12 protein-coding genes are annotated in these 12,615 nt (G+C 74.6%); 9 read left to right on the forward strand and 3 right to left on the reverse strand.

Features of this window, described 5'->3' with window-relative positions:
- Window positions 1-5 precede the first annotated feature (5 nt).
- From GEV43_RS31510 to GEV43_RS31545, 9 genes are all read left to right on the forward strand, one after another.
- Window positions 6-1,253 (forward strand): CapA family protein, encoded by a 1,248-nt coding sequence (locus tag GEV43_RS31510; protein WP_160823779.1) that lies wholly within the window; start codon window positions 6-8, stop codon window positions 1,251-1,253.
- 162 nt (window positions 1,254-1,415) lie between these two features.
- Window positions 1,416-2,744 (forward strand): glycosyl hydrolase family 18 protein, encoded by a 1,329-nt coding sequence (locus GEV43_RS31515; protein ID WP_160823780.1) that lies wholly within the window; start codon window positions 1,416-1,418, stop codon window positions 2,742-2,744.
- Window positions 2,745-3,446: 702 nt separating this feature from the next.
- Window positions 3,447-4,022: a toxin-antitoxin system HicB family antitoxin gene (locus tag GEV43_RS31520; RefSeq protein WP_160823781.1), complete on the forward strand. Its 576-nt coding sequence runs from the start codon at window positions 3,447-3,449 to the stop codon at window positions 4,020-4,022.
- A 58-nt stretch (window positions 4,023-4,080) separates the two neighbouring features.
- Window positions 4,081-4,326 (forward strand): hypothetical protein, encoded by a 246-nt coding sequence (locus GEV43_RS51525; protein WP_241683112.1) that lies wholly within the window; start codon window positions 4,081-4,083, stop codon window positions 4,324-4,326.
- Entirely contained in the window at window positions 4,323-4,922 is a 600-nt protein-coding gene (locus tag GEV43_RS31525; protein WP_309239939.1) for a DUF4097 family beta strand repeat-containing protein, read from the forward strand. The genes GEV43_RS51525 and GEV43_RS31525 overlap by 4 nt, the downstream gene beginning before the upstream one ends.
- Window positions 4,923-4,990: 68 nt before the next feature.
- Window positions 4,991-5,923 carry an ATP-binding cassette domain-containing protein gene (locus tag GEV43_RS31530; RefSeq protein ID WP_309240057.1) on the forward strand — a complete coding sequence of 311 codons (933 nt, stop codon included), beginning with the start codon at window positions 4,991-4,993 and terminating at the stop codon, window positions 5,921-5,923.
- Window positions 5,920-6,711, forward strand: a complete 792-nt coding sequence (locus tag GEV43_RS31535) for an ABC transporter permease (RefSeq protein ID WP_160823782.1) — start codon at window positions 5,920-5,922, stop codon at window positions 6,709-6,711. Before GEV43_RS31530 ends, GEV43_RS31535 begins: the two co-directional genes overlap by 4 nt.
- An 87-nt stretch (window positions 6,712-6,798) precedes the next feature.
- Complete coding sequence (locus tag GEV43_RS31540; RefSeq protein ID WP_241683113.1) at window positions 6,799-8,220, forward strand: MFS transporter; 1,422 nt, start codon at window positions 6,799-6,801, stop codon at window positions 8,218-8,220.
- A gap of 92 nt (window positions 8,221-8,312) precedes the next feature.
- Window positions 8,313-9,608 (forward strand): serine hydrolase, encoded by a 1,296-nt coding sequence (locus GEV43_RS31545; protein WP_160823783.1) that lies wholly within the window; start codon window positions 8,313-8,315, stop codon window positions 9,606-9,608.
- A 56-nt stretch (window positions 9,609-9,664) separates the two neighbouring features.
- On the opposite strand, the gene GEV43_RS31550 is transcribed toward GEV43_RS31545, so the two are convergent.
- The 3 genes from GEV43_RS31550 to GEV43_RS31555 all read right to left on the reverse strand — a co-directional run bounded on the left by GEV43_RS31550 (window position 9,665) and on the right by GEV43_RS31555 (window position 12,608).
- Entirely contained in the window at window positions 9,665-10,813 is a 1,149-nt protein-coding gene (locus GEV43_RS31550; protein ID WP_160823784.1) for a hypothetical protein, read from the reverse strand.
- Window positions 10,714-10,986 carry a hypothetical protein gene (locus tag GEV43_RS47025; protein ID WP_164717155.1) on the reverse strand — a complete coding sequence of 91 codons (273 nt, stop codon included), beginning with the start codon at window positions 10,984-10,986 and terminating at the stop codon, window positions 10,714-10,716. Before GEV43_RS47025 ends, GEV43_RS31550 begins: the two co-directional genes overlap by 100 nt.
- A gap of 194 nt (window positions 10,987-11,180) precedes the next feature.
- Window positions 11,181-12,608, reverse strand: a complete 1,428-nt coding sequence (locus GEV43_RS31555; RefSeq protein ID WP_160823785.1) for a carboxyl transferase domain-containing protein — start codon at window positions 12,606-12,608, stop codon at window positions 11,181-11,183.
- Window positions 12,609-12,615 lie beyond the last annotated feature (7 nt).

The following is a 12,615-nucleotide window of genomic DNA, read 5'->3' on the forward strand; positions in this document are numbered from 1 at the left end:
CGGCGATGAATACCCGCCGTGTGCGGATCATGACGATGACGGCGTTCTCGCCCCGTTCGCGAACGCGCCGGGCGGTGCTCGCGACGGCGGCAGGGGCGGTCCTGGCGATGCCGGCCGCCTGCGAGCTGACGGACGCGCAGGCGCCCGAGGACGGAGGCGCCGCCGCGGCCCGCCCGCCCGACGGGAACGGGGCCGCCGGCGGCGGGGCGGGCGCGGAGCACGGGTCCGGCGCGCGCGGCCGGCCCGGCGTCCCGATGCTCACGGTCGCGGCGACCGGCGACTTCCTGCTCCACGACGTGCTGGTCCAGCAGGCGGCCGAGGACCGGCGGTCGCAGGGGCGGCGCGGGTACGACCTGATGCCGATGCTGGCCGGGATCAAACCGGTGATCGGCGCGGCCGACCTCGGGATCTGCCACGTCGAGACGCCGCTCGGCCGCCGCGAGGGCCCGTTCAGCGGCTACCCGGCGTTCAACTCGCCGCCGCAGATCGTGGACGCCGTCGCGGGGCTCGGCTACGACACCTGCTCCACGGCGTCCAACCACACCGTCGACCAGGGCGAGCCCGGCGTGCGGCGCACCCTCGCCGCCCTGGACGCCGCGGGCGTCCGGCACGCCGGATCGGCGCGCACCGCCGAGGAGGCCCGCCGGATCAACCTGCTCGACGTCAAGGGCGTCAAGGTGGCGCACCTGTCGTACACCCAGGACACCAACGGCATCCCGCCGCCCGCGCCCTGGTCGGTCAACGCCGGCCTGAGCGCGCCGCGCATCCTCGCGGACGCCGCGCGGGCCAAGGCGGCGGGCGCGCGGCTCGTCGTGCTGAGCCTGCACTGGGGCGAGGAGTACCGGCACGAGCCGACCGCCGCGCAGCGGGCCCTCGCCCGCACCCTGCTCGCCTCCGAGGACGTGGACCTGATCGTCGGCTGCCACGTGCACGTCGTCCAGCCGTTCGAGCGGATCAACGGCAAGTGGGTGGCGTACGGGATGGGCAACCAGGTCGCCAACCCGAGCGCCAACGACGCCGCGACGCACGAGGGCGTGATCGCCAGGTTCACGTTCACCCGCGGCCCGTCGGGCTGGACGGCCGCGCCCGCGTTCACCCCGACCGTCGTCGTGCCGGGGCCGCCCATCCGGCTGCACGCCCTCGGCCCCGGCAGCGACCACCAGGCCGCCATCGCGCGCACCTCCGGGTACGTGCGGAGCCTCGGCGCGAACGTCCCGCTGGCACCTGATGCGAATCCGAGCACGGTCCGATAGCCGTCCACGACGACTGTTGCCAAAAATGCGCGGTCGCGGGCCCGGTGATCGCCCGGCTATTGGCGCTCCGGAACCGAGCGCCTAACCTGGTGACCGCACCATGTCGGCTGGTGGAGGGACTGCCGACTCCTCTGCGTTTCCCCCGTTTGCCGAGGAGTCCTCATGACCTCCAAGTTCAGGCCCTGGCTGGCCGCCGTCGTGGCGGTGGCCCTGTCTCTCGCGGGCCTTCTCGCGTTCTCCGCGACCGCCGCCCTGTCGGCCCCGTCCACCGCCTCGCAGCGGCTCATCGCCTGCACGTTCCCCGCCTGGGCGGAGGGCGCCTCCTACGCCGCCGCCGCGAAGGTCACCTACCAGGACCACGGGTACGAGGCGCGCGTCGCCCACACCGCGCACCCCGGCGCGGGCTGGAACCCGGCCGCGACCCCGACGCTGTGGCGCGACCTCGGCGCCTGCGACGGCACCCCGACGACACCGCCCACGACGCCTCCGACCACACCGCCCACCACGCCCCCGACCACTCCGCCCACCGGCGACGACACCTGCCCGGTGAAGTCGAAGCCCGCGGGCAAGGTCCTCCAGGGCTACTGGGAGAACTGGGACGGCGCCAGCAACGGCGTGCACCCGCCGTTCGGCTGGACCCCGATCACCGACCCCCGGATGCGGCAGCACGGCTACAACGTCATCAACGCGGCGTTCCCCGTCATCCGCTCCGACGGCACGGTGCTGTGGGAGGACGGCATGGACGCGACCGTGAAGGTCTCCACCCCGGCGGAGATGTGCGCGGCGAAGGCGTCCGGCCAGACGATCCTGATGTCGATCGGCGGCGCGGCGGCCGGGATCGACCTCAACTCCAGCGCGGTCGCCGACCGGTTCGTCGCGACCGTGGTGCCGATCCTGAAGAAGTACAACTTCGACGGCATCGACATCGACATCGAGACGGGCCTGACGGGCGGCGGCAACATCAACCAGCTCTCGGCGTCGCAGGCCAACCTCATCCGCATCATCGACGGCGTGCTCGCCCAGATGCCGTCCAACTTCGGGCTCACCATGGCGCCCGAGACCGCGTACGTCACCGGCGGCAGCGTCACCTACGGCTCGATCTGGGGCGCGTACCTGCCGATCGTCAAGAAGTACGCCGACAACGGCCGGCTGTGGTGGCTGAACATGCAGTACTACAACGGCAGCATGTACGGCTGCTCCGGCGACTCGTACTCGGCGGGCACCGTCCAGGGCTTCACCGTGCAGACCGACTGCCTGAACAAGGGCCTGGTCATCCAGGGCACGACCATCAAGGTCCCGTACGACAAGCAGGTCCCGGGCCTGCCCGCGCAGCCCGGCGCGGGCGGCGGCTACATGTCGCCCGGCCTCGTCGCGCAGGCGTGGAACAACTACAGCGGCGGGCTGAAGGGCCTGATGACCTGGTCCATCAACTGGGACGGCTCGAAGAGCTGGTCGTTCGGCGACAACGTCCGCTCCCTCCAGGGCCGCTAGGCGCGGCCCGTCCCGGTCCGTCGGCCGCCCGTCGCGGCCGGCGCGTCGCGCGCGGCCGTTCGCCGCGCCGGCCCGACCACTGGCCGATGGACCGGGACCTTCCGCGGGACCCGCCGCGACGCAGCGGCTACGGTCATGGGCGTCAGGGTGCGGAGCTCCGCACCGGCCGGGCCCGATCTGGAGGGTGAGGGTCCCGCCGGCCGCGTCGAGCCGCACCCGGCGAATGGGGGAGGGCACGCGGCCGGATCGAGCGAACCGGCCGCGTGAACCCCTCCCCCACCCCGCCAAAGCCCCCCGGCCCCGCCACACCCCGGCCCCGCCACACCCCGGCCCCGCCACACCCCGGCCCCGCCACACCCCGGCCCCGCCACACCCCGGCCCCGCCACACCCCGGCCCCGCCACACCCCGGCCCCGCCACACCCCGGCCCCGCCACACCCCGGCCCCGCCACACCCCGGCCCCGCCACACCCCGGCCCCGCCACACCCCGGCCCCGCCACACCCCGGCCTCGCCGCACCTGGGCCCCGCCGCACCTCGGGCCCGCCCCGGCCCCGCCGCACCCCGGCCCGTCCCGGCGCCGCACCCCGGCCTCGCCGCAACCGCGCCTGCCTGCTGCCGCTGCGCGGCTGCGGCGGGCATCTTGACGCCGCTTTGATGTCATCGTGCTTGACCGTGACGTCACTATGACGTCATAGTGATGCCATGAACCTCAGCTCGTACGTCGACCAGCTCCGCCGGGAGCTGGCGGTCGCCGCCGAGGCCGGGGGCGAGGACGCCCGCGCGCTCGCCGAGCGGCTGACCGCGCCGCTCGACGCGGCCACGCGGCTCACCCTGCTGGAGGCGCTGTCGGCCGCCGCGGAGGAGATCACCCGCGACCTCGCGCCCGGCTCGGTCGAGGTGCGGCTGCGCGGCCGGGACGCCGAGTTCGTGGTGACGCCGCCGCCGAGCGAGCCGGCGCGGGAGGAGCCGCCGCCCCCGGGCAGCCTGCGCAGCGCGCTGGCCGGGGCGCTGGAGGTCACGATGGGCGTCCGGCCGCCCTACACGCCGGAGGCGGAGGAGGGCGGCGGCACGTCGCGGATCACGCTGCGCCTGCCCGAGCATCTGAAGCCGCGCATCGAGGAGGCCGCCGCCCGGATGGGGCTGTCGGTCAACGCCTGGCTCGTACGGGCCGTGTCCGCCGCGCTCGAACCCGGCGAGCCCGGCCCCGCCCCGGGCCGGCACCCCGGGCCGGGCGGGGATCAGCGGCTCGGCCGCGGCTTCACCGGCTGGGTGCGCTGACCGCGCCCGCCCACCGGCACCACCTGACGCCCTTCCGGGCACGAGGAAAGGCATCGCCATGCCCACGTTCGACACGCCTGAGCCGATCTCCGCCACGGTCGAGATCCAGGCCGGCCGGGTCTGGATCCGCGCGAGCGACCGGACCGACACCGTCGTCGAGGTCCGCCCGCTCGACGCCGACCTCGACGCCGACGTCGAGGCCGCCCGGCAGACCGAGGTCGCGTACGCCGCGGGCCAGCTCACGGTGCGGGCGCCGAAGCACCGGCTCCGCTCCCTGTTCGGCCGCCCCCGACGATCGAGGTGAGGGTGGACCTGCCGGACGGCTCGCGGGTCGACGTCGGCTCGATGGGCGACCTGCACGGCGAGGGCCGCCTCGGCGAGTCGGTGTTCAGCACCGGCGCGGGCACCATCCGCGTCGAGAGCGCGGGGCGCCTGCGGGCGCGCACCGCCGCGGGCGACGTGCTCGTCGGGCGGACGGCCGGGCCCGCCGACATCAGCACCGCCGCGGGCAGGATCCGCGTCGGCGAGATCGACGGCGCCGCGACGGCCAAGACCTCCAGCGGCGACATCGCCGTCGGCGAGGTGACCGGCGACGCGCGGCTGAACACCGCCAGCGGCGACGTCACCGTCGACCGCGCCCTCGCCGGCATCACCGCCAAGACCGCGTACGGCAGCGTCCGGGTCGGCGAGGTCGCGCGCGGCTCGGCGGTCCTGGAGAGCGGCTTCGGCGAGGTCGAGTTCGGGATCGCCCACGGCACCGCCGCCTGGCTCGACGTGGACACCAAGTACGGCACCGTCCGCAGCGACCTCGACGCCGCCGAGGGGCCCGAGAAGGCCGACGAGACCGTCGAGGTCCGCGCGCGCACCAACTTCGGCGACATCGTGGTCCGCCGCGCCTGACCGGACCGTTCCACCACCCCCCCACCAGTGAAGAGAGGGAACATGTCCACCTTCCGCCCCCACCGGCGATCAAGGCCACCGGGCTGCGCAAGTCGTACGGCGACAAGGTCGTGCTCGACGGCGTGGACCTGGAGGTCCCCGAGGGAACGATCTTCTCGCTGCTCGGCCCGAACGGCGCCGGCAAGACCACCATCGTGCAGATCCTGTCCACGCTGATCGGCGCGGACGGCGGCGAGGCCCGTGTCGGCGGGCACGACCTCGCCCGCGACCCCGCCGGGGTGCGCACGGCGATCGGCGTCACCGGGCAGTTCGCGGCGGTCGACAACCTGCTCACCGGGCACGAGAACCTCGTCCTCATGGCCGACCTGCACCACCTCGGCAAGGCCGAGGGCCGGCGCCGCGCCGCGGACCTGCTCGAACGGTTCGACCTGGTCGAGGCCGGCCGCAAGACCGCCGGCACCTACTCCGGCGGCATGCGCCGCCGCCTGGACCTCGCGATGTGCCTGGTCGGCGAGCCGCAGATCATCTTCCTGGACGAGCCCACCACCGGGCTGGACCCGCGCAGCCGCCGCACCATGTGGCAGATCATCCGGGACCTGGTCGCGGGCGGCGTCACGATCTTCCTCACCACCCAGTACCTGGACGAGGCCGACCAGCTCGCCGACCGGATCGCCCTGCTGGACCGCGGCACGCTCGTCGCCGAGGGCACCCCGGAGGAGCTGAAGCGGCTGGTCCCGGGCGGCCACGTCAGCCTCAGGTTCGCCGCGCCGGAGGGGGTCGCCGCCGCGGCCCGGCTGTTCGGCGGGCTGCCGTACGACCGCGACGAGCTCACCCTCCAGGTCCCGAGCGACGGCCGCGTGGCGTCGCTGAAGGTCCTGCTCGGTGCCCTGGACGCCGAGTCGGTCGAGGTCGAGAGCCTCGCCATCCACACCCCCGACCTCGACGACGTCTTCCTCGCCCTCACGGGCGGACCCGGCCGGCCGAAGGAGCACGCGCGATGACCGCCCTCAGGTACGCCGCGACGGACTCGGCGACGATGCTGCGCCGCAACCTGCGGCACATGCTGCGCTACCCGTCCATGACCGCGATGCTCGTCGGCATCCCGGTGATCTTCCTGCTGCTGTTCGTGTACGTCTTCGGCGGCACGCTCGGCAACGGGCTCGGCGGTCCCTCGGGCGGGCGCGCCGAGTACGTCGACTACGTCACGCCCGGGATCCTGCTGATGAGCGTCGCCGGGACCGCCCAGGGGACGGCGGTGTCGGTGGCCATGGACATGACCGAGGGGATCGTCGCCCGGTTCCGCACCATGGCGATCTCCCGCGCGTCGGTGCTGACCGGGCACGTGGTCGGCAGCATGATCCAGGCGATGCTCGGCCTGGCGGTCGTCATCGGCGTCGCCCTGCTCATCGGGTTCCGGCCCGAGGCGGGCCCGGTCGAGTGGGCCGGCGCGGTCGGGGTCCTCGCGCTGCTCGTCCTCGCGCTGACCTGGCTGACGGTCGCGCTCGGGATGGCGTCCAAGACCGTCGAGTCCGCCAGCAACGCCCCGATGCCGCTGATGCTCCTGCCGTTCCTCGGCAGCGGGTTCGTCCCGACCGACTCGATGCCGGCCGGGCTGCGCTGGTTCGCCGAGTACCAGCCGTTCACCCCGGTCATCGAGACGCTGCGCGGCCTGCTGCTCGGCGGCCCGGTCGGCGACAGCGCGATCCAGGCCGTGGCCTGGTGCGCCGGCATCAGCCTGGTCTGCTACCTCTGGGCGATGCGGCTCTACAACCGCGACCCGTCCCGCTGACCCGGCGCGGAGATTACCTCCGCCTTGATCGGGAAGCTGTGCTCCCAGAGCGACGATCACAGGGGGGCGGCGGTGGAGCGGGAGCGCTTGGGAACGGTCGAGACGAGGATCCCCGCACGGCTCGACCGGCTGCCGTGGTCGCGCTGGCACCTGATGATCGTCATCGGGCTCGGCACCGTCTGGGTCCTGGACGGCCTCGAAGTCACGATCGTCGGCAACCTCGCCCCGCGGCTCGCCGAGTCCGGCAGCGGCGTGGACATCACCTCCGCGCAGGTCTCCGGGCCCGGCGCCGCGATCTACGTGCTCGGGTCCTGCGCGGGCGCGCTGCTGTTCGGGTGGCTCACCGACCGGTTCGGCCGCAAGAGGCTGTTCATGGCCACGCTGGCGGTCTACCTCGCCGGGACCGCGCTGACCGCCCTGTCGTGGACGGCGTGGTGGTTCTTCCTGTGCAGGTTCGTCACCGGGCTCGGCATCGGCGGCGAGTACGCGGCGATCAACTCGGCGGTGGACGAGCTGATCCCGAGCAGGCACCGGGGACGGATCGACATCGTCATCAACGGCACGTACTGGCTCGGCGCCGCGTTCGGGGCGCTGCTGACGATCCCGGTGCTCGGCCGCTTCCCGGTGGACGTCGGCTGGCGGCTCGCGTTCGCGCTCGGCGTCGTGCTCGGGCTGGCCATCCTGCTGGTGCGGCGCAAGGTCCCGGAGAGCCCGCGCTGGATGATCATCCACGGCCGGACGGGCGCCGCGGAGGACCTCGTCGACGGCGCCGAGCGGGCCGTCCGCGACGGCACCGGCCGGGACCTGCCCGAGCCCGGCGCGGCCATCACCATCCGGCAGCGCCGCAGCCTCGGCTTCGGCGCCATCGCGCGCACGCTGTTCCGGCGGTACCCGAAGCGCGCCGTGCTGGGGTTCTCGCTGTTCATCGGGCAGGCGTTCCTCTACAACGCGATCACCTTCGGGTACGCCGACATCCTGACCACGTTCTTCAAGGTCGGCACCGAGACCGGCTACTACTACGCCGTCATCGCCTCGTTCAACTTCCTCGGGCCGCTGCTGCTGTCGCCGCTGTTCGACACCGTGGGCCGCAAGCCGATGATCAGCGGCAGCTACATCGGGTCGGGCGTCCTGCTCCTCGCCACCGCGTGGCTGTTCGACGCGGGCGCCCTCACCGCGGTGACGCTGACCGCGTGCTGGTGCGCGGTGCTGTTCCTCGCGTCCGCGGGCGCGAGCTCGGCGTACCTGACGGTCAGCGAGGTGTTCCCGATGGAGACGCGGGCGCTCGCCATCGCGTTCTTCTACGCGATCGGCACGGCGGCGGGCGGCATCACCGGACCGCTGATCTTCTCCCGCCTCACCTCCACCGGCAGGCCGGGCGACACCGCCCTCGCGTTCGTCATCGGGGCGGTGCTGATGATCGCGGCCGGGCTGGTGGAGACGGTCTTCGGCGTCAAGGCCGAACGCAAGGGGCTGGAGAGCATCGCCAAGCCCCTCACGGCTCAGGACTGACGCGCGCGGCGGCCTTACGGCGCGGAAACACGCGTTCGTGTCCACTCTCCCTGTCCGCCGGAACCGCTCCGGCACCGACGAGGGAGAGCCGCATGGACGAGCACGGAGCAGGGACGGCCGGACGGTCCAGGAGGAAGGTCCTCGGAGCGCTCGGCGCCGCGCCGCTCGCCGTGGCGGGCGGCGGACTGCTGGCCGAGGGAACGGCCGCGGCGGGCACCGCGCCGTTCTCCCGGGGACGCGTCCCGGAGGCCGTGCGGCCCGGCGGATCGTACGACCGGTTCGTGGCCGGGCTCGCCGCGAAGGACAGGTTCAGCGGGACGGTCCTGATCGCGCACCGGGGCCGGACGGTCCTCGCGCGGGCGTACGGGATGGCCGACAGGGAACGGCGAATCCGGAACAGGACCGACACGGTCTACGCCCTCGCCTCCGCGTCCAAGCCGTTCACCGGCCTGGCGATCGTGCAGCTCGCCCAGCAGGGGAAGGTCAAGTTCCACGAGCCGCTGGGCACCTACCTGGACGGCTTCGCCGCCGACGTCGCCAAGCACGTCACCGTGCACCACCTGCTCACCCACACCGCCGGGCTGGGCGACCCGCGCCGGGACCCGACCCCGCCGAAGAAGGTCTACAACAGCGTCGAAGAGCAGATGAGGGACCTGGCCGAGTCGCTCCGCAAGGAGGAGCTCGAGTTCCCGCCGGGCACCCGCGGCGCGTACAGCAGCTCGGGGATGGACGTCCTCGGCGAGATCGTCGAGAAGGTCTCGGGGAAGCGGTTCGGTGACTACGTCCGCGAGCACATCTTCCTCCCCGCGGGCATGACCCGTTCGGCCTACTACACGCGTCCGCAGTGGCTGGAGGACGAGCGCATCGCGCACCCGTACATGCTCCAGGAGTCCGGCGAGCGCATCGACGGCGTCCGCCACCTGGAGGCGGGCGGCAAGCCCGGCACGATCCCGGGCGGCGGGCAGATCCCCGGCGGGAGCAACTCGGCCCGCAACTTCATCGGGACGGGCGGCGGGAACGGCTTCTCCACCGCGCCCGACCTCGTCCGCTTCGCCCGCGCCCTGATGGGCCACAGGCTGCTGAACCGCGCCTACACCGAGCTGTACGTCGGCGGGAAGGTCGTCAACGGGCCGATGCCGGGCGGCCCCGCCGACCCGTCCGCCCAGCAGGCGTTCCAGGCGTACGGTCCGGTCGCGCCGATCTTCAACGGCCAGCGGCTCATCACGCACGGCGGCGGCATCGCGGGCGGCTCGACCAACTGGAACGTCTACCTCGACACCGACTGGACGGGCGTCATCCTCTCCAACTACGACTACGACGCCTACGACGCCCTAGCCCCGCTCACCTCCCGCGAACGCCACGGCATCACCGACCCCCCGACCCCCTGACCACCCGCCCCCGGCCCTGCCGCGCGTTCCCGCGCCCCGACCCGGGCGGGCGGCGGTCACGGCACGAACTCGATCTCCGGGTGCCGCGGCGACGGGCCCGACAGCAGGCGGTCGTCGTGCCGCCGCAGATGCAGGTCGAAGAAGGAGCCGATGTACGCGCGCTGCGCGGCGACGGCCGTGCCCGGGTCGATCGTCCCGATGCGCTCGGTCATCTCGGCGACCACGTCCGGCGGGAGCGGCAGGGCGTTCTCCAGTTGCCGCACCAGCGGAGCGACGTCGGTGTAGGTCTGGTGCCCCGAGTCGCGGAGCCGCAACTGGAGGCGCCATCCCCGCAGGTGCCTCCAGAACCGCGCCCAGGACGGGTCGTTCCCGCGCCCGTGGGTCGCGTTGGCCATCAGCATGAACGGCCGGCCGAGCCCGGTGTACTGGACGGGGCCGTCGACGCTGCCGTCCAGGTCGATCCCGGCGCGGATCCGCCGGTCCCGCGCCATCGCCTGCGCCGCCGTGGCGCCGCCGAACGAATGGCCGAACATGCCGACCTTCGACAGGTCGAGGCTCCCGCGCACCCCGCGCGGCAGCCCGCGGTGCTCCGCGTCGGGGTTGCGCCCGGAGTCCAGCGCGGCCAGCTCGTCCAGGACGAACCTCGCGTCGTCCACGCGCACGCGCAGGGCCCGCGCGTAGTCGCGGGGGGACGGCTTGGGAGGCGTCCGGCCGCGCTCCACCCGGCCGCCGGGGAACTCCACGATCCCGGACTCGTGGGTGTGGTCGATGGTGACCACCACGTAGCCCCGGCTGGCCAGGTCCTCGACCAGGGCCGTGTTCAGCTCGCGCTCCGCGCCGTAGCCGGGGGAGTAGAGCACCACCGGATGGCCGCCGGGCCGTACGGCGACCGGCGCGCCCTCGTGCCCGTGCGTCACTGGGAAGTCGACGCCGTCCAGCGGCGTGCGCAGCCCCTGGCTCGTCTGCTGCTCGTACAGCTCCGACGCCGCCGGCGGGAACCACGGCGCGCGCGGGTGCCCGGCGGCGCCCCGCGCCGGGTACCACAGACTGACCATCAGCTCCCGGGGCGCGGGCGACGTCCACGGGTCCCGTCGCGAACGGTCGATCAGGTGCAGCGACGTCGTCCCGACGCGTCGCGGTCCCGTGGGCTCGGGCAGCGCCAGCCGCACCCGCCCCTCGCGCCGTTCGGGGCGACCTGCCGCCACCCGCCCGCCTGCACCGCCCGCGCGGACGTCACCGCCGGTGCCGCCGCCGGACCGGCTCCGGGAGCGCGGACGTTCGCGGTGGCCGCCGCCGGCACCGCGAGGAGCAGCCCCGTCGTACCGGCGGCGGCCAGCGCCAGGCGGCGCGCGCCGCGGCGGTGGGTCATCACGCTCATTCGGGTTCCTCACCGGTGGTCGAAGGCGGAGCTCGTCCGACGAGACTCCCCTCACCGGGGCGGCGGCGACAGCCCGTCGCCGCGATCTCAGGGACCGACCAGGGATGACCCTGAACGCCCTCCGGGGCGGCCCCCGCTCCTCGGTGAGGGGCGCGCGGTGAGGGCTCCCGGACCGGCGGGACGGCGCGGGAGTGTCACAGGGGGATGTTGCCGTGGCGTCCGACGCCGCGCGGGGCGGCGGCCAGCGCCTCGGCGACGCGCCGCCGCGAGTCGGCCGGGGCGACCGTCTCGTCCACGACGCCGAGGTCCAGGGCGCGGCCGAGGCCGCCGGCGGTGCGCCGGTGCTCCTCGGCGAGGCGCGCGAGCAGGTCCGGGCGCCGGTCCTCGGGCGCGGCGGCCAGCTCGCGGCGGTGCAGGATCCGGGCCGCGGCCTCCGCGCCCATCACCGCGATCTCCGCGTCCGGCCACGCGAGGACCCGGGTGGCGCCGAGGGAGCGCGAGTTCATCGCGATGTAGGCGCCGCCGTACGACTTGCGCGTCACCAGCGTGACCCGCGGCACCGACGCCTCGCCGAACGCGTAGAGCAGCTTCGCGCCGCGCCGCACGACGCCCTCCCACTCCTGCCCGACGCCCGGCAGGTAGCCGGGCACGTCCACGACCACCACGAGCGGCACGCCGAACGAGTCGCACATCCGGACGAACCGGGCGGCCTTCTCCGCGCTGAGCGAGTCCAGGCAGCCGCCCTTGCGCAGCGGGTTGTTGGCGAGGACGCCGACCGTCCCGCCGCCCACGCGGCCGAGCCCGGTGACCATGTTCGCCGCCCACTTCTCCTGGATCTCCTCGAACGCGCCGCCGTCCAGCAGCGCGCGCACCAGCGGGCGCACGTCGTACGCGCGGCGCGGGCTGGCGGGCAGCAGCGCGCCGGGGTCGGCGCCGTCGGCGGCCTCGCGCGGGTCGACGCGTCCCGGCGCGGCGAGCAGGGCCGCGAGGCGGCGGGCGCGGGCGAGCGCGTCGGCCTCGGACGAGGCGAGCACGTGCGCGACGCCCGAGCGGCGGCCGTGCGCGTCGGGCCCGCCGAGCCCGGCCATGTCGATGTCCTCGCCGGTCACGCTCCGCACGACGTCCGGGCCGGTGACGAACACCCGCGCGTCCGGCGCCATGATCACCAGGTCGGTGAGCGCGGGCCCGTACGCCGCGCCGCCCGCCGCCGGGCCGAGCACCACCGAGAGCTGCGGGACGCGGCCGGACGCGCGGATCATCGCCGCGAACATCCGCCCGATGCCGTCCATCGACTCCACGCCCTCGCCGAGCCGGGCGCCGCCCGAGTGCCACAGCGCGATCACCGGGACGCCCTCGCGGGCCGCGGTGTCGATCGCCTCGGCGATGTGCCCGCCGCCGCTGCCGCCGATCGCGCCGCCCATCACCGCGCCGTCCGTGCAGTACGCGACGACGGGGACGCCGCCGGCGCGCCCGCGCACGGCGGTCACGTTGGAGTCGTCGGCGGGCCGCAGCGGCGCCGACATCGTCCCCGGGTCCAGGAGCGCGGCCAGGCGGCGCGACGGCCTGCGCGGGTCCTCGGTCTCGCGCGGCTCCGCGACGGCGGCCGTTGAACGCAGTGGCATCCGGGTC

The sequence above is a fragment of the Actinomadura sp. J1-007 genome, assembly GCF_009793335.1.
GTDB lineage: Bacteria > Actinomycetota > Actinomycetes > Streptosporangiales > Streptosporangiaceae > Spirillospora > Spirillospora yumaensis.

Bases quoted from the DNA above. Each gene is read 5' to 3' on its own strand.
- GEV43_RS47025 (WP_164717155.1), bottom strand. From the start codon at position 10,986: ATGAGCGTGATGACCCACCGCCGCGGCGCGCGCCGCCTGGCGCTGGCC.
- GEV43_RS31510 (WP_160823779.1), top strand. From the start codon at position 6: ATGAATACCCGCCGTGTGCGGATCATGACGATGACGGCGTTCTCGCCC.
- GEV43_RS31535 (WP_160823782.1), top strand. From the start codon at position 5,920: ATGACCGCCCTCAGGTACGCCGCGACGGACTCGGCGACGATGCTGCGC.
- GEV43_RS31520 (WP_160823781.1), top strand. From the start codon at position 3,447: ATGAACCTCAGCTCGTACGTCGACCAGCTCCGCCGGGAGCTGGCGGTC.
- GEV43_RS31555 (WP_160823785.1), bottom strand. From the start codon at position 12,608: ATGCCACTGCGTTCAACGGCCGCCGTCGCGGAGCCGCGCGAGACCGAG.
- GEV43_RS31515 (WP_160823780.1), top strand. From the start codon at position 1,416: ATGACCTCCAAGTTCAGGCCCTGGCTGGCCGCCGTCGTGGCGGTGGCC.
- GEV43_RS31545 (WP_160823783.1), top strand. From the start codon at position 8,313: ATGGACGAGCACGGAGCAGGGACGGCCGGACGGTCCAGGAGGAAGGTC.
- GEV43_RS51525 (WP_241683112.1), top strand. From the start codon at position 4,081: ATGCCCACGTTCGACACGCCTGAGCCGATCTCCGCCACGGTCGAGATC.